The sequence below is a fragment of the Bacillus sp. JH7 genome (assembly GCF_001563515.1).
Lineage (GTDB): Bacteria > Bacillota > Bacilli > Bacillales > Bacillaceae_G > Bacillus_A > Bacillus_A cereus.
The window spans coordinates 511631-537429 of the sequence record NZ_LPUS01000022.1; the positions used below are offsets into that span (position 1 = coordinate 511631).

Here is a 25799-nt window from a genome sequence, read left to right on the forward strand (position 1 = left end):
AGAAGCCTATCATGATAAGCTTCTTTTCTTCTCTCTTATTTGTTCATACTTTTTTCAACAAGTGAAATCGCATACTCTAATGTACGATTCATCGTTTCTACCTGTGCATCTTTTACTTGCACATCTTGTAATACAGCTTCTGCAACTGTAATTTTTTGTTGCAATGATTTCACTGAACCGTCCGTTACATTTGCATCTTGTGCTTTTTTCACTACTACTTTTGCAGATTCAATATTGATTTGTAATTTTTCTTTCGGTGTTTTCGGTTGTTCTACTACTTTAGATTGTACGAATGTTACATTAGCTGATTTTAATTCGGTATATGTTTGAATAATTTGTTCCCCAGTACTTCCTACATTTTCAAATGCTTGCTTTGCAATGTTATAGCTTTTCTCTAATTCTTGAAAGGCTTCCTTTGAATATTGACCTGGCTTATCACCAAATTCATACGTACTAACTAACACTTCTTTTACTTTTCCAAGCTCTTCAAATAACGCATTTACTTGCTCTAACTTCGTACGGTTAGAAAACTCATTGTATGATGCTAATACTTCTGAAGAACTTAAAGCTTTACTATATAATTTTGCTAACGCGATTTGTCCATTTAACGGAATACCACCATTTCCGTTACTATCAGGATCCGCTCCAAATGCAAATGGTACGTTCGGGTTATAAACTTTTCCTTGAGCTGGCTGACTATTTACTTTTTTACCATCTACGTAAATTGCCAATTCGCTTCCGTTATACGTTCCTGTTAAATGATACGTTTTGTTCGCTTCTAATTGAACACCAACACGTTTATAGCTACCTCCAATGTGAGCCCATAATTCAACATATCCACTTCCTGTAGACTCAAATCCAATTCCGCCGCTCTCTGTATTTTGCAAAATACCTTGTCCGCGAATTTCATTCATTGAAAATACAGTTTCTAATGTAAACGTATTTACTATTTTCTCTTTTTGTGCTGCTGAAAATGGAAGGTATCCAAATGTATTTGCTTTTCCGTTTAACTTCATAACATTCTTCTTCAATGCTTTATCATATTCAATAGTCACATTGCCCTTCACATCACCTTTTGTACCAAATGGTGAATTGTCTTTAAATGTACCATCTGCAAAGTTTACATCGAAAACATCAGCTTTTGGTACTTTCACATTCGGGTCAATATTATCTTTTTTCGTAGTAATTTCCGCAGTTAACGGCTGTGCGGTTTCATTGCCAAATGAATCAATCGCAACTACTTCAAGTGTATATGCTTTCCCGCCATCTAACCCTGCAAGCGTAAACGTAAGATCTTTCGGCACTGGATCACGATAAAACTCTGAGAATGCTAACAATTTATTTTTTATTTCACCCGTTTGCTTATCTCTAGCCTGCACACGGTAAGAGTGAACAAGGAGGTTGTCCAATGCTTGCGGGAATGTTACTGTTGCCGCATTTTCCGTTACATTTGATACAGCAAGCTTTGCATCTTTAGCAAAGTAAGGCTTTTCTTTATCACGATCTTCTACATGTGTAAATGTTTCTTTCTTTGCTGGTAATTTAATTTTCCAAGGCTCGCCTGTCCAAGAATTCGTATGGAAATCACGGCGATTAATCGTCACTTCTTCTTCATCTACTTCTACTAATAAACCTTGGCTTAACGTACTAGCTCCTGGCGGGATATTCCCTTGTACTTTACCACCTTCAACTTCCATATAACTTACTGAAGATGTACCAACTGATGTAAAGTCTTTTTGATGTATCGATCTCGGATCATCTAACGGATAATGTGAATGACCTGAAAACGTAATAACTTGTGGATATTCTTTTAACACTGCATTAATTTTTGCGCTATCTTGTGTTCCCCATTCCTGACTACCATACACTGTATCTTTAATATGTTGATGTAAAAATACAAAAATCGGTTTTTCTGGATCATCTTTTTGTGCTTTTGCCATTTCTTCTTTTAACCAATTAATTTGCTTGTCCGAATAATAACCATGTGTTGTTCCATTCTCTGGAGACATAACAAGGAAGTGATAACCTTTTACCACCTTATGATAATAAATTGATTCCATACCTGTTTTTTCTAAGAAACGCTTCTGTGCACCCTCTACGGATAAACCGTTCCAATAATCATGGTTACCGAGAGAATTCATTCGCACTGCATCTTTATTTGCATTTTCATTATACACTTGCATGAAACGATCATATTGCTGCACTGATCCTGTATCTGTGAAATCACCTACAATAACAAACGCATCTTGCTTTGGTGCTAATGTATTAAACTGTTCAATCGCTCTTTTCCAGCGAAACGTATCATCCGTTCCACTATTTTTAATATGCACATCACTTACAACTGGAAAAACTATCTTCTTCTCACTTGATGCCTTTTCTTGCTTTTTCTCTTCCGCCTTGACTGATGTACTCCACGGAAATGATACGAATGCTAATACAAAAACCATTAATAATCCAATAAGGCCTTTTACTTTTCTTAAAGCATTTCTGTCCACGTGAATCCTCCTCATAATAATTGATTCATTACAAGGGCTATTTTATCTAATATATGTTAATGTCGTTTAAATAACAAATGAACTTTATTAGATTTTTGTAAATATACAGTTAATTAGAAATTAAGTCCAACATTCCTCGTACTATGGTATACAACCACCTTTTGTCTAAAAGAGTCTAATCATTCTTTTCCTATGACCATTTACATATAATCTTTTCTATAACACTAATGATAAGTTAAGGTTTAAGCCTATTAGACAATCTTAATTTTTAATATTTCCTTCTTTTTTTAACACATCGGCCATGCTTTTACATTTAATAGTAATAAAAGACAACTTAAAAGGAGGGGTTGTATTGAAGAACAAAAAAAATATTGGCTGTTTCGCTCCTTTATCTATCATTTATCCAGACCCTTGTCCACCGCCCCCTCCTCCAAATCCAAATTGTGAACGAGTAACAAATGAATTTGCAGGAAATTTCCTCATAACGAATAACACCATCCCCTCTGTCAAAGATGGATCACAATCAATGATACTGTGGCAAAGTGATGGGATACTACTTATATCAGGTACTGTCTCGGTTTACAATAGTACTAGCAGCACGGAAGCAATTATGATTCAAATTGTTGGAGCAGTAACTAATGTTTTCACTGTGTTTCCTGGTAATACAATATCTTACACAGGAAAAGACTTAGAGTCAGTCAGTATTATCAATATACAAAGTAACCCTTCACTATATTTAGAAGGTAAGTACTGTTGCGAATTTACATGTTGCTTATAGAATACCAATTTCATTGCTTTCTCAATAAAAAAGCATACCATTTACGGTATGCTTTTTTATGAAATCGGATAACGTACAGTAATACAAAACTCTCCTTGATTAACAGTTGTTCCTGTCGTAGTAATTCGAACAGTCGTAAAATATCGGACAGTGAAAGTACCACTACTTTGCGGTTGTACAGTAATTGTATCAATTACTGTAGCTCCAACTAAAAAATCAACTGTAATCGGGTTCGCACCTACATCATATTTCACGTAACCTGAACCATATACTTCTTGCGTGATATTATTTGTATATACAATTTGAGTACCAGCACCTGTAATAGACCAGTCTGTACATACTTGGTCTTGCACAAGTGTTTTATTAGAACAACAAGACAAACTGGAACTTCTCATTCCCATTTCGATCCTCTCCTATTCTGCTATGAAAGTGGATAACGTGTTGTAATACAAAATTCTCCCTGATACGTTCCAGCAGGTGTTGCAGGTAACACAACTTGTATACTATCAAAGCGACGATACGTAAAAGCAATACTCGTTCCTGGGTTTAATGTTTGTGTATCAATTGTACCCCCAGCAGAATCAAGCGCTTCTACAGTAATTGGGCCTGGTCCAACATCATATTTAACAAAACCAGTACCAACTACGTTTTGGTTAATATTATTTGTATAGAGAACATTATCAATTGCTGTTGCAACTACAGTAGCAGACCACGGACTACACACTTTATCTTGCACATAATTTTTATCTGGACAACAAGTTAATGCTGACCCTGAGCACTCACAAGACATAGTTGTTTCCCCTCTCTCTTTTATATTCCCTATATGTGTATGTCCCTCAGAGTCTTTTGCCTGTACTATTCATCTATTTTCAAAAAATATTCAAATGACTAGATAGATTCCGTTTTGTTTCTTTTCTTCATATATTTATAGACAAAGATACTAGCAACAATAAGAATAACGCCTCCTAATATCGGTAGCATATATTGTCCAACAACATCCGCTGCTTTTTCCCAATGCGGACCTAATTTCATTCCAAAATAAACATACAAAGTCGTTAACGGGAACATTGCTACAAATGTATATATACTAAATTTCCATATGTTCATTTTCGCCATACCACACGGAACAGAAATAAGCGTTCGAACCCCTGGTACAAAGCGTCCAACAAATGCTACAACTGGTCCATATTTCTCAAAGAAATCATCTGCTTTTTGAATTTGTTCTTCTTTAATAAAGAAGTATTTTCCGTATTTTATTAATAGCGGACGACCACCATAATAACCAAGTGCGTATAACGTTAACGGTCCTGTCGTTCCGCCAAGTGTTCCAGCTAATACAGCTAGCCAAAAATTCATATCTCCCTCGTATACCCAATACCCAACCATAGGCAAAACAACTTCTGCCGGAATAAATTCGAACGTTAAAGCCAATACAACTCCAAAATAAGAAAACTGCTTTAAAAACTCGATTATATCTAAAATCATTTGCTCCATATTTTAACTCCTATCCTACGTTTACGTTATGCTTTTCTTGTAATTGAACTGGCGCCATTTTTACAATTCGGTTCAAAATAAATAACACAATTCCAATATCATCTAAAATACCGATAAACGGTAGGAAGTCTGGAATTAAATCAAGCGGCATCGCAACATAACCAACTAAAAAAGCAACAGATAAAATTTTCTTCTTTATTGAAACCTCTTTTGAAGTAAAAAAGTCAAATAGGAATGGAACAAATCGGCGAACATGAAATACAACTCTTAATCTACTAATAAGTTTTTTCATTTTTATATCTCCTCTCTTTGTATACGAAAAGGACCCTACCAAATATGGTAAGGGTCCTCAAAAAGACAGAAAGGGGCCTTTACCATTGCTGGTAAAGGTCTCACTAACAACGAAACGTTGCCAATAAAGCCGAGGGTTTCTCCCTGTAATGACGACTTTACTGTAATAAGTTACTCCCCTTTATACACAATTTTATACACTCACATTAAAATATTTCAGAGGGCTTGTCAATATATTTTATATCCCAATCCCTTTCGTAAAAAACAAAAAACGTATAGGAAATTTCTTACTATCTCATAATATACATAATCATTTTTGAACGAAAGGAGATGTTTCATTTGCATACCGTCTGGAAAGGTGCACTTTCACTTGGACTATTAAATATAGGAATTAAACTATACAGTGCCGTAGAAGAAAACGATATAAAATTTTTAAGCCTCCATAAAGAATGTTTAACACCTATTAAATATAAAAAATTTGCTCCTGATTGTACGGATGAAGAAATTGATGATAACGATATTGTAAAAGCCTATGAATACGCACCTCATAAATATATTATTATGGATGAAAAAGAATTAGCTGAATTACAACAAGCTCATGAACCACGATCCATTCGTATTATATCTTTTGTCCAAAATAACGAAATCGATTCTGTTCTTTATGATCGCTCTTATTTTATAGGTCCTACCCCAGGACATGAAAAATCGTATTTATTATTAAAAGAAGCTCTTGAACGTACAAATAAACTTGGGCTTATTCATATTTCTATTAGAAAAAAACAACATTTAGCTATTATCCGTAACTTTGAGGATGGTCTTATGTTGCAAACTATTCACTACCCTAATGAAATTCGCGCTATAACAAATACACCTAACTTACCAAGTAACGAAAATTATCCGATTCAAAAACAAGAACTCACAGCAGCAATCAATTTAATCCACCATCTTACAAATCCTTTTGAACAAGAGATGTATACAGATGAGTATAAAGAAGCCCTTACCGAACTAATCGAAAACAAAATTGAACAGCAGGAAAAAACCGAAACAATCTCTCCAGCTCCGAACATCATTAATATTATGGAGACATTACAGGCAAGCATTGAACAAGCAAAAATAAAAAGAGACAATAAAACAGAAAAAGAGGCCAAATAAAATTGACCTCTTTTTCTTTAAAGCGGATTACATTTCGGCATTTCAAGTCCAGACGATTGAGCTAGTTTTAATAAGTAGTAACATTCTTCTCTTGCCATATGATCTGCCATTCTAGCTGATAATGCACTTAATACTTCATGAGATAACTCGAGCTCTTCCACTTCATGTAAAAAATGCGAAAATAATTTCAATTCAAGTGAAACATCTTTCGTAAACTTCTTTAATGCAGGAAAATGATGCAGCTCTGTCCGTAAATACCCTGTCATTTCAACTGCCTTTAAGTAAAATTGTTCAAAATGCTTCGTAAATTCTTCGCTTTTCTCTTTCAATCTTTTTTCAACAAGATCTAATCCACCAGAAATAGAGCCTGCATGACCAGCCGCATCCGTTAACCAAACGAGATGATAATGTAATTCATGAAAAACAGGCGGAACTTCCCCTTTCTTCAAAAACTCTAAAACTGTTATATACTCTTCCACTTCGTTTACCATATGATTAATAAAAGTTGGCGTAAAATGAATAGTAATTTTCCCTTCCAGCTGTTTCTGTATAATATTTAATTTAAACGCCCGAATCTCCTTAGCGGCTTGTTCTGCCTCTTTTGAAAATGCCATCAGATTCACATTCCGAACTTTATTTAACAAATTCGTAAATGTTTCAACAAAGTAAGTAGCTTTTTTTATATCCTCTTTTTCCTTCGGAGCTAATGCATCCAGTAAAAATTGTGCATGATCAGTAAGTACCTTTAACCAAAATTGATGCTCAAACAACGCACTTTCTTCATAATTTCTCTCCACTAAATCCCCTCCGTCTATTCATCCTTCTCTATCACTTGAAGTTTATATCCATCCGGGTCTTGTACCACAATACTCTTCTCACTTTTGTTTTCTGTATATGCGATTTTATAAAATACTAACCTCTTCTTTACATTCCCTATGTTAGAAATTGAAAAGGTTAGAACATCAACTGAGTCCGTAACACTCTTCTCACGCCCGCCCAAACTGCGATTCATCACAAAACTAATTCTCGTTGAATCAGTATCATACCAAATCCCTGTAATATCTAATTGCGGCCTTTCTGAACTAGGTGTTATCCCTAAAATCCCTTCATAAAAATACAGAGTTTCCTTTAAGTTCTTTACTTCCAATACAATGAATTGTTTCACAGTCTCCACATTCATTCCCCCCGTACCTATTACTTTTTTATATGTGTCATAAATGCTCATTATGTCTGAATACAATACGTAGTAATGAACATGTAAGGAGGTTTATTCGTGAATAAATATATGAGATCATTCGTGCCCTATCATAGCCCTCTCGATCCTTGTCCTCCTATCGGAAAAAAATATTATTCTACTCCTCCTAATTTATTTTTAGGCTTTCAACCGCCAAACTTGCCGCAATTCACACCAAAAGAAGCACTACAAAAAGGGACTTTATGGCCTGTTTTTTATGACTATTATGAAAATCCTTATAAAAAAGGGCGGTGACTACTGACGTGAATCAATCGCTACCAGAAGAATACTATCAGCTTTTACTGGAGCTTCAAGAATTAGACTTTGTACTAGTTGAACTCACTCTTTATTTAGATACACATCCAGATGACACCGCTGCGATTAATCAATTTAATGATTTTTCCTATAAACGGAGAGTATTAAAACAAAAGATGGAAGAAAAATACGGACCACTCCAACAGTTTGGAAATAGCTATTCTAATGCCCCTTGGGAATGGAGCAAAGGTCCTTGGCCATGGCAAATATAAAGGAGAGAAACTATGTGGATTTATGAAAAGAAATTACAATACCCAGTTAAAGTGGGAACTTGCAATCCCGCACTTGCAAAATTATTAATCGAGCAATACGGTGGTGCAGATGGAGAATTAGCTGCTGCACTACGTTACTTAAATCAACGTTATACAATTCCTGATAAAGTCATTGGCCTACTTACTGATATTGGTACAGAAGAATTTGCTCACCTTGAAATGATTGCTACAATGGTTTATAAGCTGACGAAAGATGCGACCCCTGAACAAATGAAAGCTGCTGGTCTTGACCCTCATTACGCTGATCATGACAGTGCTCTTCATTACCATAACGCTGCTGGTGTTCCATTTACTGCAACCTATATACAGGCTAAAGGTGATCCAATTGCCGATCTATACGAGGATATTGCAGCTGAAGAAAAAGCACGCGCAACATATCAATGGCTCATTAACTTATCAGATGATCCAGATATAAATGACAGCCTACGCTTCTTACGTGAACGAGAAATTGTCCATTCACAACGTTTCCGAGAAGCAGTTGAAATTTTAAAAGAAGAACGCGATAAAAAAATATTTTTTTAAAACACGTATCCTAGCGATATGTGTTTTTTTATGTTAAAAGTTAAATCCTTCCTATTAAACATATAAATAGTATATTTATTCGATTTAATGCATTATTTTTTAATATTTTCAAAATTCCCTATTGCTTTCTAGTCATCAGACCTTTAAAATAATAACAGTTACTCGACAAATTATTTGAATTTTCGACAAAAACACTCATTAGGAGGATTTTCTTTATATGCATACAACTTTAAAACCAGCGCAAATACTTTCGATTAGTTTATTACTATTCGCAGTTTTCTTCGGTGCTGGTAATATGATTTTCCCGCCCCTTCTCGGTCTTTCTTCCGGAGAAAATATGTGGGTTTCCATTACAGGGTTTATTATTACAGACGTCGGTTTATCTTTACTTGCTATCGTTGCTGTTGCCCTTGCTGGTGGTAGTTTTAACACTTTAGCGAGCCGTGTTCATCCAAAATTCGCAGCAGTATTCGCTATCATTATTTATCTTTCAATCGGCCCACTATTTGTTATTCCACGAACTGGATCTGTATCTTATGAAATCGGGATTGCACCACTTTTCCCAGATCAATGGTATTCTATGTTAGTTTTTAGTGCGATTTTCTTTACAGTCGTTTACTTCTTATCATTAAATCCATCCAAGCTAGTAGATCATATCGGTAAAATATTAACGCCAATTTTACTTGTAATTATTGCAATTATGGCAACAAAAGCGATTCTTTCACCAGGAACGTTTGCAGAGCCTATCGGTGACTATAAAGACATCCCGTTTTTCAAAGGATTTCTTGAAGGATTTTTAACGTTAGATGCAATTGGCGCTCTCGTACTATCAACAATTGTTGTAAATGCAATTCGTCAAAACGGTATACAAGAGAAGAAATCTATCGCGAAATATACAATCATTTGCGGAAGTATCGCTGCTCTATTCTTAACAATTGTTTACTTCTTACTCGGTTATATCGGAGCTTCAAACGGAAACTTGGGACAATTCGAAAATGGTGGGCAGCTATTAGCTACTGTTATGTATCAATTTTTTGGGACAAGCGGTAATATTTTATTAAGTATCGCCATTATCTTCGCTTGTTTAACAACGGCAATTGGTGTTGTAAGTGCATTTGCAAATTACTTCACAACAGTGCTAACAAATGTTTCATACAAAAAGCTTGTACTATACGTTTGTATCTTTAGTTTCGTTATTTCAAACTTAGGATTAAGCTTATTAATTAAAATTACTTTACCTGTATTAATTATTTTGTACCCAATTACGATCATTTTAGTTTTCGTATCATTTATCGATAAATATACGAAACGTAAACCTTCTGTCTACATTGGAGCGATGATCGCAGCGTTTATTATTAGCTGTATTCATGCACTTGATAATGTGGAAATGATACCAGATTTTATCGCTAATATCGTACACACCATTCCTTTTTATAACTTAGGAATTGGCTGGATCATTCCAGCAATAATCGGTGGTATAATTGGATACTTTATTCCGCAAACAGAAGCTGCAGGTGAAGTTTCTACAAAATAAAGAAAAGAAGCAAGCATGAAATCCATGCTTGCTTCTTCTTTCTCTTCACATCGTATGTTTAAAAGTAAATAACTCTTCTTTCGACTGCACAACAGATTGTTCCTCTTCTACAACATCCTTCTTTAGCTCTCCTCCTAACCTTACTTTCATCATCGCCTCTTCTATACTTTTCACAATCATATTTCCTGAAAAAATAGTAAGCCCAAAAAATGTAATTGGGACGAGAGGAATCCATGGATGCACTGTTAATGATCTAAAGTATACTCCAATTAAACCTGACCATTCATGCGTATAAGATTCCACCTCTTTTATAGGTCCACCAAACGTAACAGTCCCACCAAAGAACACTTCAAGTAATCCTAAGTGCAGTAAAATAGTAAGGCTCTGCGTAAACTGTTGAAGAAATACGAGTATAAAAGTCATATAGAGATGCGGAAAAAGATGTTTTATAACAATACGTCTTCTCGATCCGCCTAATATGCGCGCGGCATCAACAAATTCTTCCGTTCGCAATTTACGAACTTCCTTCGCAACATACAGTGCAATAACTGGCATTACAAGCAGTACAAGTAATACCACTTGAAACGAAGCCCTTTCAAAAAAGGTTGTTGTCTCCTCTCCGCTTCCAAATGCATTTGCAGATTGAAGAAAAAAATACGCAATCATAACTGTCGGAATAACTGTAAAACTATCAAAGAAAGCCTCAATTTTTGAAAATCCTCTTTTTATATACGTTCCGAGTACGACACCGAAAAACACACCTATTACCATTCTAAGTGCCGCAATTAAAATAGATATACCAATCGTCCACTTCGCGCCCTCAATGACTAAATGTAACAGGTCATACCCTTTCCGGTCTGTCCCGAGTAAAAATTGGAATGAAGGTGGAAACGGTGGCACTTGTGGATTTTCATCCGCATCATATTGCAATGTAACTTGTCTAATATGTCCATCATTCCATAACGTATTTCCGATGCTCAAAAGAACTAATAGGAGAAGAAACCCAATGCTTATCCAAAATCTTTTATCACGTTTTATATACGTCCACATATTATAATCTCTCCTTCATCGCAGCCGGAATGAGATAATGAAACAATTTAAATAAAATAAAAATCGGAATATATATAAGAAGCACACTAACGATGAAAACCTCAACTCTAATACCAAAATACGATTTCAAAAACATAAAAATACCACCCGTATTAAAAATCCATTCTATAATATATAAATTAGATAACATAAAAAAGATATTCGTTTTTGCAAAAAATAATGTACTAAGCAACACATTTCGTAAAATATGACGATTTAAAATATGAAAGCGCCCCAGCCCTTTCGCCTTAGCAAATAGTACATAATCTTTTTCTAGTTCATTTTCAAAACGAAGCACGACCATTTTTACAAACATAATCGTAGTCGGGATGCTCAAACACAATATTGGCAACCCCCTAATCGACTCGCCTCCAATTGAAGCAATTTGAAAAGGTAAAAAACCTGTTTGTTTAAAAAACCATACAACTAAAATTTGTGATACTAAAATAAGAAGAATATCTGGAATGGATTCTAGGAAGATAAGAAATGATTTAATTCGATGTTGTATACGCGGTGAACTACTCATAATTACATAAACGATACAAAATGCTACAAATAATGAAATAAAAAAAGCAGCCAAAAAAATAATAATCGTTTCTTTATAATGGACGAACAGCTGCGGAAATAAAAATTTACCTTTCACATATTGCAAATTGGAAATATCCATTAAGTTCACAAACACTTCTTTTAAACTCTGTATGTACTCTGATGCATGCAGCTCAAATCCATAAAATAATTTCGGCAGTGCTCCTAAACAAATAATCCCCAAAATCGAAATAAGAAATTGAATCGTCACTTCCATCCCATTCAAAAATACCTTTTTGACCATTTTCGCCCTTCTCTCTCTATAATTTACCTCTTAATTTTATTCTTAATTTTCTGAATTGTAAATATTTTAAAGGCAAAAAATCACTAGGCTATGATCCTAGTGATTCTTTATGCGCATGCCTTTCTCTTTTCGCAAACGGCATATACAAAATGAAACATCCAATAAGCGCAGCTATTTCTAATGAAATAATATAGTAAGGATGCGGCCCTAACATATCGAGTAATGAAGCTGTTTCTGGCTTATGAGCTAAAAACATATAATTACCACCTGTTTTGTAATTCACAAACGAAACAAGCGGAATCAATATGTTTAAAAATATCATCGTACGCTTAATAGATTGCAAGGTCGGTCTATAGCCTTCCACCCAAGTCATAAAGAGTGGTGCCCAAATAAGCAATACATGCGCGATAAAATATTCAATAAAACGAAAATGCGGAAAAGCATATTGCAAATTTGGTGTTAAAATGGCTTGTGATGCACCAATAATTCCCGTAAAAAATACAATCTCATATATTCGATAACTTTTCGTTACAATCATAATCGACGCTAACAATAAACTAATTGTACATAACTCAAACGGTAATGAAGTAGCTAGCTCAAAAATCCCCGCTTTCCACTCCCACATATGAAGCCCAATTTCACTACCTATAAATAAAAATGCAATCGCATATCGAACCGTTATATTCCACTCATTTTGACGTAATAAATCTTGGTATTGATACAGAAAAAATATCCCCACCAACATAATAAATAATATAATGGCATGTTGCCTTGAGTATGGAATAAACGGTTTTAATGGATGCGCACTAAAATAAGCTTCCATCTTCCTTCCTCCTCTCCTTCATACAATATTATTGTAAGAAAGAAACAACGAGTCAATTCATTTGCTTACAATAGGACAACCTCTACCTTACATTTACATATTCATACCTTACAAAACTGTAAGGTTATTGTAAGCTAAAACGATTTGTCAGATTCTTCACCTCTTCTATACTTAATGTAGATACTAAAACGAACGAAAAGGTGATAAATAGATGAAAAAGAAAAATAAGGTGTTAATTACTAGTGTAGTAGCAATCGGAATTGCAGCTGGATCATACTTTGCATTTGCTGGGGGCGGTTCAGAAGTAGCAATGGCATATAGCGGATATAAAGTAACTGAAAAACAAATCCAAAACGCGCAAAAATTTGGTGGCGAAGTTATTCCAAATGGAATTGAAACTATTTCATTCGATCCAACAAAAGGAACATATGAATTAGCTGTAAAAAAAGGCGATGAAGTGAAAAAAGGTCAGCTTCTATTTAAATACAATGATCCGACTGCGAAACAAGGTATAACAGAAGCAGAAATGCAAAAGAAAATCGCACAAAAAGAAGTAACGTTGTTCCAAAAACAAATTGATGCGGCGAAACAAAAATTACAAAAAGATAAAAATGCAGGCCTTCCTGCTGAAGCATTAAAAGCATCAGAAGTTGAAGTTGGGCAATTAGAATCACAACTTGAAATGAAAAAGTTTGAAGTTGAAAAAGCTGATGAAATGATTAAAGCAGCAAAAGAGAAAGTAAACACTCTTTCTGTAACAAGTCCTGCTGATGGCGTAATTGATGATATCGTAAAAACTGCTGACGAAAAAACAGGTATGAGCGGAATTACTCTTCGTCACGCTGGTCAATTTAAAGTAAAAGGTCAACTTTCTGAATATGAGCTTGCTAGTATGAAAGTTGGGCAAGAAGTAACTATTTCATCAAAAACTGTCGCTGGTAAGACTTGGACAGGAAAAGTAACAGAAATCGGTTCTACACCATTAAAGAGCATGGATGAAAATAAAACTGTTTCTAACTATCAATTCACTGTCACATTAGATAATAGTGACGAATTACAAAACGGCTTCCACGTTTACGTAACAAGTAAATCTGGCGAAGCAACTGGTACAATTGTTCCGAAAAGCAGTATCGTGAAAAAAGGTGACAAAAATGTTGTCTTCGTTGTAAAAGACGGTAAGGCGAAAGAACAAGCAGTTACTGTTGAATTCGAGACTGATAGCGAAGCAAAAGTTTCTGGAGTGAAAAAAGGAGAGGAAATTATCTCTAAACCTGAAAAAGACTTAAAAGATGGTATGGAGGTTGTCGCCCAGTGATTAACTTAAAAGGCATCACGAAATCCTTCCAAAATGGTGCAGAATCCGTTCAAATATTACACGGAATTGACGTAACACTGAACCAAGGAGAATTCACTTCTATTATGGGACCTTCTGGTTCTGGTAAATCAACATTAATGAACATTATCGGTTGCTTAGATAAACCGACGACAGGTACGTACGAACTAGCCGGTCAAAATATTTCAAACATGACTGAAACAGAACTTGCACACGTACGTAATAAAGAGATCGGATTCGTATTCCAAAACTTCATGTTATTACCGAGACTTACAGCGCTTCAAAATGTAGAACTACCTCTTATTTACGCTGGAGTCGATAAAAAAGAAAGACGCGAGCGCTCATTAGCTGCTTTAACAAAAGTCGGTTTAGCTGATCGCGCTACTCACTTACCGAACGAATTATCAGGTGGACAAAAGCAGCGTGTCGCTGTTGCACGTGCAATCGTAAATAACCCAAAATTCATTTTAGCCGATGAACCGACGGGAGCACTTGATACAAAAACAAGCACACAAATTATGGACCTCTTTTACGAATTAAATAAACAAGGCTCAACAATCATTATGATTACCCATGACCGTGAAATCGGGGAAGCTGCAGCACGTCAAATTGTAATTCGTGACGGAAATATCGTCCAAGATTGGAGAGGTTAATTTTGAATACGAGTGAAAATATACGCATGGCCCTTTCCTCTATCTTTGCTCATAAAATGCGTTCTATTTTAACGATGTTAGGTATTATTATCGGTATTAGTGCCATTATTACTATCATTTCAATGGGTGATGGTACAAACGCAAAGTTTAAAAAAGAATTAGGCCAAGGAAAAGATAACGAAGTAACGATTTACTACAACAATCCTGATTACGGAACAGATAGTGCCAAAATCACACCTGATATGCTAAACCGTCTGCAAACTGTACCAGGCGTTAAAGATGTGTATCCAGACGTAAGTATGAAAGTAAAAGCATCTGCTGGTTCAAAAGATGTAAATCTTGATTTAAAAGGTGGAACAGGCGCCTTTATGACAGATTCGAAAATAAAATTAGTTCACGGTCGTGAATTAAATGACAGTGAACTAAACCAAGCAATCCCTGCTGTTATATTAAATGAAGAAGCTTTCAACAAATTATTTAGTAGTGGTTGGGAATCAAATCAATACACAGATATAAAAGGAAAGCCGTATAAAATAGTTGGTGTATACGAAACGAAAAACGACTTTGGAATGCCTATGCCTGAAGGTTATACATCACTTGAAAATGCGCCTGTCATTTCAGGAGTAAATGAGTATGACTCTGTAAGATTAACAATGACCTCTCCGACAGAACGTAAAAGTGTAGAAAAACAAGCCGTTTCTGTCTTAAACGAAATGAAAGCTCCTAAATTTGAGCACAAATTCGAAGCACAAGACTTAGGTGAATTTACGAAACAACTAGACGAATCAATCGGTATGATGAAAATGGTATTTGGTGGTATTGCTGCTATCTCCTTACTTGTTGGTGGTATCGGTGTAATGAACATTATGCTCGTATCTGTAACAGAACGTACACGTGAGATTGGTATTCGTAAAGCACTTGGTGCAACACGTGGTAAAGTATTAACACAATTCTTAATCGAATCTTGTATTTTAACAGGACTTGGTGGTTTCATCGGATTCATGCTCGGTATTTTCTTCGCTTGGATCGTCTCAATCTTTGCTGGATGGCCACTCGTTGTCTCAAAAGAACTTGGACTTCTTGCAGTAGGTATCTCCATGTTAATCGGTATTATATTCGGTTTACTACCAGCTAACAAAGCTGCCAAACTGGATCCAATTGAATGTTTACGATATGAATAAACAAAAACGTAGGAGTTTACACTCCTACGTTTTTTATTTATCTACTAAATTGAGTTTCTTCTATTATATATGTTCCACGTTACAACTATCATTCTAATACTCTTCATTATTTATAGGTACTAAGGCTATTATCTAATTCTATTATTGCAAAAATACTATGTAACAGACGAAAATCAAGGCGTAATTTTTTCCATACTTCGACTGATTTTGTAACAATTATACCGATATTTTATTAAATTTCACCTCATTTATATATTTTCACGCCTAAAAAGATTATCGTTTTATAACTAATTTTCCATTCAAACAGTAAAATATGCTACTTCCGTAACGCTATAGATATCACCTAGAAATATTACTGTAATATTATTAACGTTACAGTAATTGAAATGCTACTCATTTTGTGTTTCATATGCCCTGATACGCCAAAAAACAACAAGGAAGCGCTATCAGGATATTTATGGAATTGTTACAGAATATTAATGCCCCGTTACGAAAGCTTTGTAATTTTATGTTTTTCGCAAATAAGAAAATAATGGTTGCTATAATGAGGTCAACGAAAACAAATGCAATGGAGGCTATTATGAAAAAATTTATGGGTATAGCAACAGCAGCGGTTTTTGGTCTTGGGATTTTCACAACATCTGCTAAAGCAGAAACAATCGTAACGACTGACGTACTAAACGTACGAGAAAACCCAACTACTGAATCAAAAGTTGTAGGAAAATTATTAGATGGATATAAAGTAAATGTTTTACATACAGAAAATGGTTGGTCAAAAGTTCAATTGAATAGCGGTAAAGAAGCTTTCATAAGCGCTGACTATACAAAAGACACTTACTACGTAACAGCAAACGTATTAAACGTACGTGCTGGAGCAAACACAGACTCAGAGATTCTTGGTAAGTTGAAAAAAGATGATATAATTGAAACAACACACCAAGTACAAAATGATTGGATTCAATTTGAATATAACGGAAAAACAGCTTATGTTCATGTTCCTTACTTAACAGGTAAAGCACCAGTTAAAGTTCAACCAGTAGCTAAAGTTGAAAAAACGACTACAGTTCAAGATACAGCTAAAGTTCGTGAAGCTGCTAAAGCTCAGGAAGTAGCTGAAACTCAAGCAAAAGCTAAAGCTCAAGAAGCAACTAAAGCTCGCGAAGCAGCTGAAGCTCAAGCAGAAGTTAAAGCTCAAGAAGCAGCTAAAGCTCGTGAAGCGGCTAAGGCTCAAGAAGCAGCTAAAGCTCAGGCAGATGCTGAGGCTCAAGCAGAAGTTAAAGCTCAAGAGGCGGCTAAAGCTCGTGAAGCAGCTAAAGCTCAAGCAGATGCTGAAGCTCAAGCAGCGGCTAAGGCTCAAGAAGCAGCCAAAGCTCGTGAAGCGGCTAAAGCTCAAGAAGCTAAGGCTCAAGAAGCAGCTGAAGCTCGTGAAGCGGCTAAAGCTCAAGAAGCAGCTAAAGCTCGTGAAGCGGCTAAAGCTCAAAAACCAGCTACACAACAACCTGTTGCAAAAGAAACTGAAACAAGTGCACCATCATCTTCTCGTGAGTTACGTGTTGTAGCAACAGCTTACACAGCAGATCCACTTGAAAATGGTTATAAAGCAGGCGACCAAGTAAAATCAGCTTTAGGTCATAACTTAACAGCTAATCCAAACATGAAACTTATTGCAGTTGATCCAAGTGTAATTCCATTAGGTTCAAAAGTATGGGTTGAAGGTTACGGAGTAGCAATCGCTGGTGATACTGGTGGAGCTATTAAAGGTAATAAAATCGACGTTTTAATGCCAGATAAAGGTACATCAAGTAGCTGGGGACGTAAAACAGTTACAGTTAAAGTATTAAACTAGTTAGTAAAAAAGAGTCAGTCTCATCGTTGAGGCTGGCTCTTTTTTTATGATTCTTACATTCTTTCTTTCTCTTGAAAGTAAGTAATATTGTCTCGAAGCCACTTCCTCTCCGACACAAACAAGTTTCCACGTTTTTTATACACTTTATCAAATATCTTTAAAACTTCTTCATGATTAGCAAACTTATGTAAGAAACGAAGAGCAATGATAATCTCTGCTTCATCCGTAGGCTCTGCTTCATTTTTCCGTCTTCTAGCAACAATTTTATTCACACGTTCGCAAATTGGTCTCATTGCCATTTCGTCGCCATACGTATAAATAGCTCGAACAGCTTCATATTTCACCATCACATTTCTATCCTGTAAAGCTTCAATATAAACTATTTGTAAGTCCGATCCCCCTATTTTTGCTAACACCTCAATAACAGTTGAACGAACATAGGCACTATTACTATATAAAAGCTTTGTTAACGGCAGAATCGATTGATTTGTTCCAATCTCAAGCAAGGTATAACAAATATTTGTAATCTCATCTTTATTTTCTTGAGTATCCAGCAACTTTAGTAAAGCACTCTCCGCTTCTAATGATTTACATAACTTTAAGGAAGAAACTGCCCAAAAACGAACACTATCGTTTTTATGGTAAATATACGGAATAATTTTATTTGTATCACTTACTTCTGGCAGTGTATAAATATTACTAAGCAGTTCACTTAACAAAGTCGGGTTTTGTTCACATTCCAAACAATCTATAAGATAATCAGCAATACTGATCTCTTTCGTATTAATAGCAAGTTTCGTCATTACATAATACATATCTTTCTTCATTGCTATTTTTTTTGCTTTGGTTACCTTCTGCTGTAAATAAGGAAACGTTAATAGGTCATCTAGCTCTTTTGCTTCATCATAAGCACGATGCCTAACCTCTGTATCTTCATCAGCCATCCGCCTTAATAAACCATCTATATACTCTTCCATCTCCTTCGCTCCCGTCAAAATCAAATCTATCTCTTTGCATTCTATATACGATAGACTACTATATCAACAGAAAAAAGAGAATGCCACAGCATCCTCTCCTTCTCTTCCCTATTCCACACAAGTAAACTGCGTCCAAGCTCCTACATAATCTAGTAAGAATAACTCCTCTTCCGCAATTGTACCGACGATATTTTTCCGTTCATCTATCGGCATTTCTTTCAGAATGATTTGCAGTTCACCTTTATACTTACCAAATGAATTGTTTCCAATTACAACTTGCCCTCTTTCCTGCAGCACACTTTCGCGCACTGGGAAGTCATAGTCTTTGTACTTTTTACGCACTTCTGTAGAACGTACCATATATTCTGTTATGTCACCGCGCCTTACATGTAATTCTTGCAGCGTGGCTCTCTTTTCTACTTCAGTCGCTTCGTCTACAAAGTGTACCTTTAGCTGTAACATGTAGCGATTTAAGTTTCCTAGTTTCTCTAACTCTTCCTCACTCGCATAAGCATTTCCGATAATGACATCATCGATTAGCCCTGTTGCCCATAAATGCTTCGCTTGTACTTCAATTGGTAAATTACGATGCTCTTCTAACGTACATAATCCGTCGTTAATATCCCATGGACCGATGTTTGCGGCATGTGATGTAATAAAAGCTGCACTGCGAATACCATGCTTTTTAAAGCGTTCACTACAGCGAATGAAATAATCGTACGGAAGACCAGTGAATTTTTGCGGATAAAAATTATGGCAACCAATTAAAGCTGATTTATTCGCTTGATGCGAAAGAATATTTTCTAAGTACGCAATATCGTTACTTACATTTAACTCAATTTTTAAACCGTACGGATTATTCGTCATTTTCGCTTCAGTTAACCCGTCGAAGCCTACATCTAAACGAATACCGTCTGCGCCTAACTCCGCGAAGAATGATAAATCGCTATAACTAATACCAAGCTGATCAAACACAGCCGGAGCTACATCTAAAATAACTTCCATATTGTTATCTTTTGCGTAATTGATAATCTCTTTAAATTCAGCTACAATTTCTTCTTTCGGACGATTCACAGATAACAAACAAGTAAATATTCTTGAAAAACCGTGTCGTGCCGCTGCGGAAATATAAGCCATATCTTTTTCTTTCGTTGAATGTTCTGGGTAAAGTGAAATTCCTAATTTACGCTCCATGCTTTTGCATCTCCTTCACACGTTGTATTAATGCCATGCTCGTAAATCTATATTTTGCAGATAAACACGTTGCACATAAAATTGTCGGTACAATAATTACGTACGGTGATTGCAATCCTAACATTACATATGCACCCATTGAACAACCGATAAATAAAACTGATACTAATAGTAACATTAATAAAGATTTACTTTGTACCCATTTCGAATAATGGGCAATACACTGTCCGACCACGAATGTAATTAAGATGATAATTGCTCCGAGCATTCTGTTTTCTCCTCTCCTGCTAATTGTTGTTTCTCATACATTTTGAAGAATGGATAGTAAATAACGAACGAGATAACAAAGTTAACAAGTACAAGTACACCAGCCATAATTGTCCAGTCCGTACTAATCACCGCTGCAATTGGTGCTAACATCGTAAATGGCAGTTTCGCCATCATAAGTGGAATCATACCTGAAACAACTGCGAAATATGATACTGTCGTTGTCACTAACGGTGTAATAACGAACGGAATAATTAAGATTGGGTTCATTACAATTGGTGCACCGAAAATAATTGGTTCGTTAATATTGAATAAGCCTGGCACGAATGATAATCTACCTAACTCTTTTAAGAACTTAGATTTAGAGAACATAAACATAATAACTAAAGCTAACGTTGAACCTGATCCGCCAATCCATACGAACCATTGAATGAACTGCTCTGTAAATAAGTTTGGTAACTGATGTGCATTTCCTGTAGCCGTGAATACTTCCATATTTTCAAGAATTGCTGAATCCCACATCGGACGAATAATTGGTCCTAAAATCGCTGGTCCATGTATACCGAATGACCAGAAAAACACGATTAAGAATACTGTTAATAAACCACCGAATAAATTATTTCCTACTAATACTGATTTTAATGGTGCGATTAAATATGTAATTGTTGTATTTACATCGAATTTCAAACCGTAGCGAATGCCCCAGAATAAAAGAATAACTGCTAATGTTGGAATTAATGCTGCAAACGAATTTGAAACTGCTGGTGGTACACTATCTGGTAATTTAATCGAGATATTATGCTTAATCATAAAATGATAAATTTCTACTGCAATTAATGCTGTAACAATTGCGCCAAATAAAGACGTTGCACTTAATGTTCCTACTGAAATATATCTACCTGCATCAATAACACCTGGTACAGCTTTCGTAATTTGAATTGGTTCAACTGATGCTAGTAAAAAGGCGAGTACAGATAATAACCCTGCACTTAACTGATTGAGCTGATAAAAGTTCGCGAGCGAAGCCCCTACACCAAACGCTGCGTATAATGCCATTAGTCCTACTGTAAATCGAAATGGAATATCTAAAATATGGCGAAACGGTGCAATCCATTCCATATATGCATCAATTGGTAAATTTAAAAAGATAACGAAAAATGATCCGACGATCGTTAACGGTAATGTAGAAATAACCCCGTTTCGAATTGCTAATAAATGTCGTTGTCCTGCAATCTTTTGCGTTGTTGGCATAATCTTTTGTTCCATAAAACTCATAAACCCATTCATCAATAGCCCTCCTCTTTCTCTCTACTATAAAAGAATGAAATAAACTTTATAACATTATAATGTTTATATTTAAAAAGATATAATTATGCTAAAACTAATTGTTCTGCTTGCTTAAGCACCTTCAAACCATCACACATACCATAATCTCGTTGGTCTATAATCGCAACTGGTATATTGTATGAATTTGCAAGAAACTCTACAGCTGGAAATAAATATTTCACCTGTGGGCCAATTAAAACGACATCGGCTTCCTTAATTTCAAGCTTCACTAGTTCTGAATCAACCGCCTTAATTTTATAATTCTTCCCCTGTTTCTTTGCCTCTTCTTGCATTTTTCTTACGACCATACTCGTTGACATACCTGCTGCACAACATAATAAAATGTACATCTTATACGGTCACTTTCTCTTCTACTCGTTTATGAAGAGCAATAAATTCTTCAGCCAGTTCTTTCACTGTAATTGCATTCATTAAATGATCTTGTGCGTGCACTAACAGTAAACTAATTTCTGCATGATTTCCTCTTGCCTCTTCTTGAATTAAATCCGTTTGAATACGGTGCGCTGCTGAAATTTCCTCACTAGCAAGTTTCATCTTTTCACCGGCATTCCCGAAATCTCCTTGTCTTGCAAAAGCAATTGCTTCAAGCGCCGCGCTTCTCGCATTGCCACCATGTAAAATTAACGCAAATGGAGTTTGCATATCAGCCATTTTAAATTCCCCCAAGCTATATGTTTTCTATATTTTTATCTTATTATGAAAACGCATACAATTAAACATAAAAAACTTCCGTTATGTAACGGAAGTTTTTATATACTTTTTCAAAATGATAATAAAATCTCTTGAAAATCTTCAATTACCTCGGTCTGAGTAAGTTTCTCTATCGTAGTTTGACTAGACATAATATCATATAAAAAATCATAAAGCCTTTGCAAATCTTCATTATTATTGCGCTTTACACTAAATAAAATAATTACTTGTACTTTTTTATCTCCCCAATCAACAGCCTTTTCAAGTGTGCAAAACATCAGAAAAGTTTCCTCACTTAATAACTGCATCGGATGCGGGATTGCAACCGAATTCCCAACCGCTGTCGGAGACGTATTTTCTCTTTCTATAACAGAAGCATAAAAGTTTTCTGGTACATAGCGTTTCTCAGCAGCTTTCTCACATAAAAACTGAATAACATCCTCTTTCGTAGAAGCATTATGATTTAAAAAGATTAAATCTTCCTTAATATAAGGCTGCACACTAGTATTCACATGCGTAAACAACCGCTGACCAATCGATTTAATCTCTTTATCATCAAATATTGAATTCACTTTTATAACTGGAACAGGCAAGCCACTCGGTATATGAATCGTACTAATAATACAATCTATTTTTTCTTTATAAAGATCTTCTACTTTCAATTGATAATAGCCTGTAATACCTACAATCTCTAATTTATCTCGGAACTGTGATAAAATTTTATATTTTAATAGTTGTGCACTTCCTTGACCAGTCGCACAAACTAATAAGCATCTTTTCTTTTGATTTTGCTCCTGCAAACGGCTCATCGCTCCGCCGAAGTGAATTGCAATATAACCAATTTCACTTTCAGGGATCGATTCACCCGTATATTCACCAATGATATCTCCAACAAGAACCGCAATTTCAAAAGCATACGGATAATTCTTTTTCACTTCTGCCAAAAGAGGATTTCTCGTATTTAACTTATACTTCAAACGATTTAATAACGTTTTTAAATGAATACCAAATCCAAATAATAATTCTTCATCATAATAAAAAATAAGATTCCGTTCTTCCGCTACTTTAAAAAGAATATGTTGCATAAATGCATATATATCTTTCCCTAATAGCTCTTCTACATTTTCATAGCAATCTCTCGTTGTAACAGCAGTACTTAATAAATGCATCGTCACATATAATACTTCTTCTTCTGGAAATGAAAATTTCAACTCTTTCTCTAAATCTCCTAAAATCTGCTTCGCAATTGTATATTCTTTCTTTAGTATAAGTTCTGATTGCTCCGCATGCAGTCCTTTCATATAATGTTGACTTTGACAACGCTTTAATGCGATTGCAATATGAATGACTAAATTATCAATTTCTATATCAGATAAATATATTGTTCCGCCTTCAATATACTTTAATATAATTGAACGAATAAGTGATATATGAGGTAGCGATAAATATGTCTCCGTCTGCTCAAATTGCTCATGGAACGGAGTATGGTCATAACGCGGTAAACCATATTGTGATAAACAAGAACGAATATTAAATTCCTCTCCAACAATACGTATACCATAATATGGTCTCTTCTCAATTTGTAATTCATAGCAACCACATATATCTGTAACATCTTTCATAATTAAATTGACCGTTGATTTGCTCACATACATCTCTTCCGCTAATTCTGAAAGCTTCACATATCCCTCTATCATTAAAACACGCTGCAGAATGTACGCTATTCTTTCTTCATAAGAAGTTGGGATCTTTTCCATCTGTTTTTGAAATAGACTCACACAAAAGTCTTCAAATCTCTTCTTTTGTATAATTTCTAATTCGTACCCAGTCCCTCTTTGCGATTCGATTTTCGCTCCATTTTCTTCCAATATATCATTTAATAATTTTATATCCTTTTGAATCGTCTTCGTTGATACATGTAAACGGCCCGCTAAAAAAGCTCGATTTAACATCGATTTCTCTTCTAAAAATTCCTCTAAAATAGAAATTAATCGCTGATGCACCTTTGTCATAGCTCTTCCTCTCGCTCTTTATATATAAAGGGGGAAAAGCTGCTGAAATCAGTAGTTTTTCCCCTTTATATTCTCTCTATTTCTTTAATGTGAATCCGAATTTATCCCATGCTTGTAAATAGTCTAGTAAGAAAATCTCTTCTTCTACAATTCGACCAACTACATTTGTTTTTCCTGTATTCACCATATCTTTTAATGCAATTTGTAATTCGCCTTTATACTGGCCATATTGTTCATTATCAATTAATAAATCTCCACGCTTAATTTCACGTGTATTAAGAGGTTTAAACTCTTCTTTTTTATATTTCACACGACTTTGTGTAGAACGAATCATATATTCAGATACATCTCCGCGATAAAAATGTGGTTCGTCTAATACGATAATTCTTTCTAGTTCTGTCGTTGTATCATATATTTCTATATCAAATGTTTGTTTCTCTTTATTTAATGCACCTAGTGCTTGTAATTCTTCTTCTGACGCATATGCGTTTGCAATAATAACATCATCAATTAATTCAGTCGCAAATAAATGCTTCGCCTGTGTTGTCATCGGTAATTCACGATGCTGCTCTAATGTACATAACCCTTCTGTTACTGGCCAAGGTCCGTATGTTGCATCAAATGATGAAATAAAAGCTGCCGTTCTCATACCGTAATCTTTAAATTGTTTCGAGCATTTAATGAAATGATCGTATGATAACCCTGAATAACGATGCGGATAAAAATTATGACAACCAATTAAATTTTCACGATTTGGTCTATGACTCATAATGTTATCTACATACTTCGTACCATTACTCATATTAATCTCAATTTTCAAACCATACGGATTATAAGTCATAATTGATTCTTCTAATCCTGAGAAACCAACATCTAAACGAATACCGTACGCACCTAATTCATGGAAGAATGATAAATCATTATACGAAATACCTAATTGTTCAAAAACAGATGGACTAATATCAACTAATACTTGGAACCCTAATGCATTCGCATGAGAGATCGTTTCTTTAAATTCTTCTATAATTTTCTCTTTTTCTCCATCCACAGATAATAAACATGTGAACACACGTGTAAATCCATATTTACTTGCTAATGTTAAATACTCCTTATCTTTCTCTACTGTTGAATGTTCTGGATAAATAGAAATACCTAATCGTCTCATATGTACACGCCTCTTTCTTCATCATATTGTAAACCTTTTCAAATATATGTAGTGAAAAAGTATATATCCCCTTCTTGTTCACTACTCTTTTGAATCCGCTTTCTTTAAAGAAAAAACAATTTCTATCATTCTTAACACCTACAAGTCTATACATCTATACTTTACATCTTTTTTTCATAGTTGTGTAGCTTTTACACAAATTTGTCAGTTTTTCATCTTAAAAATTGTTATCCGTTTTCAAGACGCCTTCCTTGACTGTTGCATTGACCAATACATATACTCGAAAGAAAAGAGAAAATTTTATAT

Annotated in this window: 28 protein-coding genes; 10 read left to right on the top strand and 18 right to left on the bottom strand. The window is 35.1% G+C overall.

Translation table 11 applies throughout. The features are described 5' to 3' along the window. Positions 1 to 35: 35 nt before the first annotated feature. Positions 36 to 2495 (bottom strand): FN3 and LamG domain-containing metallophosphoesterase family protein, encoded by a 2460-nt coding sequence (locus AU379_RS23075; protein WP_025966910.1) that lies wholly within the window; start codon positions 2493 to 2495, stop codon positions 36 to 38. 352 nt (positions 2496 to 2847) lie between these two features. Here AU379_RS23075 and AU379_RS23080 point away from each other — a divergent pair, with 352 nt between their 5' ends. Continuing rightward, complete coding sequence (locus tag AU379_RS23080) at positions 2848 to 3273, top strand: S-Ena type endospore appendage (RefSeq protein ID WP_025966909.1); 426 nt, start codon at positions 2848 to 2850, stop codon at positions 3271 to 3273. Between the two features lie 56 nt (positions 3274 to 3329). On the opposite strand, the gene AU379_RS23085 is transcribed toward AU379_RS23080, so the two are convergent. The 4 genes from AU379_RS23085 to AU379_RS23100 form a co-directional block, all read right to left on the bottom strand. Continuing rightward, entirely contained in the window at positions 3330 to 3674 is a 345-nt protein-coding gene (locus AU379_RS23085; RefSeq protein ID WP_000525814.1) for an S-Ena type endospore appendage, read from the bottom strand. Between the two features lie 20 nt (positions 3675 to 3694). Then, positions 3695 to 4063 carry a DUF3992 domain-containing protein gene (locus tag AU379_RS23090; RefSeq protein WP_001277540.1) on the bottom strand — a complete coding sequence of 123 codons (369 nt, stop codon included), beginning with the start codon at positions 4061 to 4063 and terminating at the stop codon, positions 3695 to 3697. A 98-nt stretch (positions 4064 to 4161) separates the two neighbouring features. Continuing rightward, complete coding sequence (locus tag AU379_RS23095) at positions 4162 to 4767, bottom strand: DedA family protein (protein WP_000437066.1); 606 nt, start codon at positions 4765 to 4767, stop codon at positions 4162 to 4164. Positions 4768 to 4777: 10 nt separating this feature from the next. Then, positions 4778 to 5059: a DUF1232 domain-containing protein gene (locus tag AU379_RS23100; protein ID WP_000733852.1), complete on the bottom strand. Its 282-nt coding sequence runs from the start codon at positions 5057 to 5059 to the stop codon at positions 4778 to 4780. Between the two features lie 338 nt (positions 5060 to 5397). Between AU379_RS23100 and AU379_RS23105 the strand changes: the two genes are divergently transcribed. After that, on the top strand, positions 5398 to 6210 hold the full coding sequence (locus AU379_RS23105) for a Ku protein (protein WP_000557745.1): 813 nt from the start codon (positions 5398 to 5400) through the stop codon (positions 6208 to 6210). A 17-nt stretch (positions 6211 to 6227) separates the two neighbouring features. On the opposite strand, the gene AU379_RS23110 is transcribed toward AU379_RS23105, so the two are convergent. Together AU379_RS23110 and AU379_RS23115 are read right to left on the bottom strand one after the other, a co-directional pair. Next, positions 6228 to 7007: a DUF2935 domain-containing protein gene (locus AU379_RS23110; protein ID WP_000440975.1), complete on the bottom strand. Its 780-nt coding sequence runs from the start codon at positions 7005 to 7007 to the stop codon at positions 6228 to 6230. A gap of 14 nt (positions 7008 to 7021) precedes the next feature. Next, positions 7022 to 7435: a VOC family protein gene (locus AU379_RS23115; protein ID WP_157462731.1), complete on the bottom strand. Its 414-nt coding sequence runs from the start codon at positions 7433 to 7435 to the stop codon at positions 7022 to 7024. A gap of 48 nt (positions 7436 to 7483) precedes the next feature. Between AU379_RS23115 and AU379_RS23120 the strand changes: the two genes are divergently transcribed. From AU379_RS23120 to brnQ, 4 genes are all read left to right on the top strand, one after another. Next, complete coding sequence (locus AU379_RS23120; protein ID WP_001046257.1) at positions 7484 to 7699, top strand: spore coat associated protein CotJA; 216 nt, start codon at positions 7484 to 7486, stop codon at positions 7697 to 7699. 8 nt (positions 7700 to 7707) lie between these two features. Beyond that, a complete protein-coding gene (locus AU379_RS23125) occupies positions 7708 to 7971 on the top strand; it encodes a spore coat protein CotJB (RefSeq protein WP_001076510.1) in 264 nt (87 codons plus the stop codon). 12 nt (positions 7972 to 7983) lie between these two features. Continuing rightward, the gene (gene cotJC, locus AU379_RS23130; RefSeq protein ID WP_000265273.1) at positions 7984 to 8553 is read left to right on the top strand and encodes a spore coat protein CotJC; all 570 of its coding nucleotides are present in this window, start codon (positions 7984 to 7986) and stop codon (positions 8551 to 8553) included. A gap of 217 nt (positions 8554 to 8770) precedes the next feature. Continuing rightward, a complete protein-coding gene (gene brnQ / locus AU379_RS23135) occupies positions 8771 to 10087 on the top strand; it encodes a branched-chain amino acid transport system II carrier protein (protein WP_000557553.1) in 1317 nt (438 codons plus the stop codon). Positions 10088 to 10132: 45 nt separating this feature from the next. Here brnQ and AU379_RS23140 read toward each other — a convergent pair whose 3' ends face one another. From AU379_RS23140 to AU379_RS23150, 3 genes are all read right to left on the bottom strand, one after another. Continuing rightward, positions 10133 to 11137 carry an ABC transporter permease subunit gene (locus AU379_RS23140; protein WP_061139765.1) on the bottom strand — a complete coding sequence of 335 codons (1005 nt, stop codon included), beginning with the start codon at positions 11135 to 11137 and terminating at the stop codon, positions 10133 to 10135. A 1-nt stretch (position 11138) separates the two neighbouring features. Continuing rightward, positions 11139 to 12005 carry an ABC transporter permease subunit gene (locus tag AU379_RS23145; protein WP_000239675.1) on the bottom strand — a complete coding sequence of 289 codons (867 nt, stop codon included), beginning with the start codon at positions 12003 to 12005 and terminating at the stop codon, positions 11139 to 11141. An 88-nt stretch (positions 12006 to 12093) separates the two neighbouring features. Next, complete coding sequence (locus AU379_RS23150; protein WP_000388678.1) at positions 12094 to 12828, bottom strand: TIGR02206 family membrane protein; 735 nt, start codon at positions 12826 to 12828, stop codon at positions 12094 to 12096. Between the two features lie 211 nt (positions 12829 to 13039). Between AU379_RS23150 and AU379_RS23155 the strand changes: the two genes are divergently transcribed. From AU379_RS23155 to entC, 4 genes are all read left to right on the top strand, one after another. Further along, complete coding sequence (locus AU379_RS23155; RefSeq protein ID WP_061139766.1) at positions 13040 to 14143, top strand: efflux RND transporter periplasmic adaptor subunit; 1104 nt, start codon at positions 13040 to 13042, stop codon at positions 14141 to 14143. Continuing rightward, on the top strand, positions 14140 to 14814 hold the full coding sequence (locus tag AU379_RS23160; protein ID WP_000609104.1) for an ABC transporter ATP-binding protein: 675 nt from the start codon (positions 14140 to 14142) through the stop codon (positions 14812 to 14814). Before AU379_RS23155 ends, AU379_RS23160 begins: the two co-directional genes overlap by 4 nt. A gap of 2 nt (positions 14815 to 14816) precedes the next feature. Further along, on the top strand, positions 14817 to 15995 hold the full coding sequence (locus AU379_RS23165) for an ABC transporter permease (protein ID WP_001097719.1): 1179 nt from the start codon (positions 14817 to 14819) through the stop codon (positions 15993 to 15995). 457 nt (positions 15996 to 16452) lie between these two features. Beyond that, complete coding sequence (gene entC / locus AU379_RS23170) at positions 16453 to 17841, top strand: cell wall-binding protein EntC (protein ID WP_000421960.1); 1389 nt, start codon at positions 16453 to 16455, stop codon at positions 17839 to 17841. Positions 17842 to 17894: 53 nt separating this feature from the next. On the opposite strand, the gene AU379_RS23175 is transcribed toward entC, so the two are convergent. The 8 genes from AU379_RS23175 to AU379_RS23210 form a co-directional block, all read right to left on the bottom strand. After that, the gene (locus tag AU379_RS23175) at positions 17895 to 18818 is read right to left on the bottom strand and encodes a HEAT repeat domain-containing protein (RefSeq protein ID WP_000393385.1); all 924 of its coding nucleotides are present in this window, start codon (positions 18816 to 18818) and stop codon (positions 17895 to 17897) included. A gap of 108 nt (positions 18819 to 18926) precedes the next feature. Beyond that, positions 18927 to 20012, bottom strand: coding sequence for a MupG family TIM beta-alpha barrel fold protein (locus AU379_RS23180; RefSeq protein WP_061139767.1), 1086 nt, complete (start codon positions 20010 to 20012; stop codon positions 18927 to 18929). After that, on the bottom strand, positions 20002 to 20280 hold the full coding sequence (locus AU379_RS23185; RefSeq protein WP_061139768.1) for a hypothetical protein: 279 nt from the start codon (positions 20278 to 20280) through the stop codon (positions 20002 to 20004). Before AU379_RS23185 ends, AU379_RS23180 begins: the two co-directional genes overlap by 11 nt. Continuing rightward, positions 20256 to 21566: a PTS sugar transporter subunit IIC gene (locus AU379_RS23190; protein WP_001013053.1), complete on the bottom strand. Its 1311-nt coding sequence runs from the start codon at positions 21564 to 21566 to the stop codon at positions 20256 to 20258. The genes AU379_RS23185 and AU379_RS23190 overlap by 25 nt, the downstream gene beginning before the upstream one ends. 83 nt (positions 21567 to 21649) lie before the next feature. After that, positions 21650 to 21955, bottom strand: coding sequence for a PTS sugar transporter subunit IIB (locus AU379_RS23195; protein WP_000275642.1), 306 nt, complete (start codon positions 21953 to 21955; stop codon positions 21650 to 21652). A 1-nt stretch (position 21956) separates the two neighbouring features. After that, positions 21957 to 22277, bottom strand: coding sequence for a PTS lactose/cellobiose transporter subunit IIA (locus tag AU379_RS23200; RefSeq protein WP_000774631.1), 321 nt, complete (start codon positions 22275 to 22277; stop codon positions 21957 to 21959). A gap of 110 nt (positions 22278 to 22387) precedes the next feature. Beyond that, complete coding sequence (locus AU379_RS23205; RefSeq protein ID WP_061139769.1) at positions 22388 to 24328, bottom strand: BglG family transcription antiterminator; 1941 nt, start codon at positions 24326 to 24328, stop codon at positions 22388 to 22390. 76 nt (positions 24329 to 24404) lie between these two features. Next, positions 24405 to 25493 carry a DUF871 domain-containing protein gene (locus AU379_RS23210; RefSeq protein WP_061139770.1) on the bottom strand — a complete coding sequence of 363 codons (1089 nt, stop codon included), beginning with the start codon at positions 25491 to 25493 and terminating at the stop codon, positions 24405 to 24407. Positions 25494 to 25799 lie beyond the last annotated feature (306 nt).

Coding starts and splice junctions, on each gene's coding strand:
- AU379_RS23085 (WP_000525814.1), bottom strand. CDS start 3,674: ATGGGAATGAGAAGTTCCAGTTTGTCTTGTTGTTCTAATAAAACACTT.
- AU379_RS23090 (WP_001277540.1), bottom strand. CDS start 4,063: ATGTCTTGTGAGTGCTCAGGGTCAGCATTAACTTGTTGTCCAGATAAA.
- AU379_RS23095 (WP_000437066.1), bottom strand. CDS start 4,767: ATGGAGCAAATGATTTTAGATATAATCGAGTTTTTAAAGCAGTTTTCT.
- AU379_RS23100 (WP_000733852.1), bottom strand. CDS start 5,059: ATGAAAAAACTTATTAGTAGATTAAGAGTTGTATTTCATGTTCGCCGA.
- AU379_RS23115 (WP_157462731.1), bottom strand. CDS start 7,435: ATGAGCATTTATGACACATATAAAAAAGTAATAGGTACGGGGGGAATG.
- cotJC (WP_000265273.1), top strand. CDS start 7,984: ATGTGGATTTATGAAAAGAAATTACAATACCCAGTTAAAGTGGGAACT.
- brnQ (WP_000557553.1), top strand. CDS start 8,771: ATGCATACAACTTTAAAACCAGCGCAAATACTTTCGATTAGTTTATTA.
- AU379_RS23140 (WP_061139765.1), bottom strand. CDS start 11,137: ATGTGGACGTATATAAAACGTGATAAAAGATTTTGGATAAGCATTGGG.
- AU379_RS23145 (WP_000239675.1), bottom strand. CDS start 12,005: ATGGTCAAAAAGGTATTTTTGAATGGGATGGAAGTGACGATTCAATTT.
- AU379_RS23150 (WP_000388678.1), bottom strand. CDS start 12,828: ATGGAAGCTTATTTTAGTGCGCATCCATTAAAACCGTTTATTCCATAC.
- AU379_RS23155 (WP_061139766.1), top strand. CDS start 13,040: ATGAAAAAGAAAAATAAGGTGTTAATTACTAGTGTAGTAGCAATCGGA.
- entC (WP_000421960.1), top strand. CDS start 16,453: ATGGAATTGTTACAGAATATTAATGCCCCGTTACGAAAGCTTTGTAAT.
- AU379_RS23175 (WP_000393385.1), bottom strand. CDS start 18,818: ATGGAAGAGTATATAGATGGTTTATTAAGGCGGATGGCTGATGAAGAT.
- AU379_RS23180 (WP_061139767.1), bottom strand. CDS start 20,012: ATGGAGCGTAAATTAGGAATTTCACTTTACCCAGAACATTCAACGAAA.
- AU379_RS23185 (WP_061139768.1), bottom strand. CDS start 20,280: ATGCTCGGAGCAATTATCATCTTAATTACATTCGTGGTCGGACAGTGT.
- AU379_RS23190 (WP_001013053.1), bottom strand. CDS start 21,566: ATGAATGGGTTTATGAGTTTTATGGAACAAAAGATTATGCCAACAACG.
- AU379_RS23195 (WP_000275642.1), bottom strand. CDS start 21,955: ATGTACATTTTATTATGTTGTGCAGCAGGTATGTCAACGAGTATGGTC.
- AU379_RS23200 (WP_000774631.1), bottom strand. CDS start 22,277: ATGGCTGATATGCAAACTCCATTTGCGTTAATTTTACATGGTGGCAAT.
- AU379_RS23205 (WP_061139769.1), bottom strand. CDS start 24,328: ATGACAAAGGTGCATCAGCGATTAATTTCTATTTTAGAGGAATTTTTA.
- AU379_RS23210 (WP_061139770.1), bottom strand. CDS start 25,493: ATGAGACGATTAGGTATTTCTATTTATCCAGAACATTCAACAGTAGAG.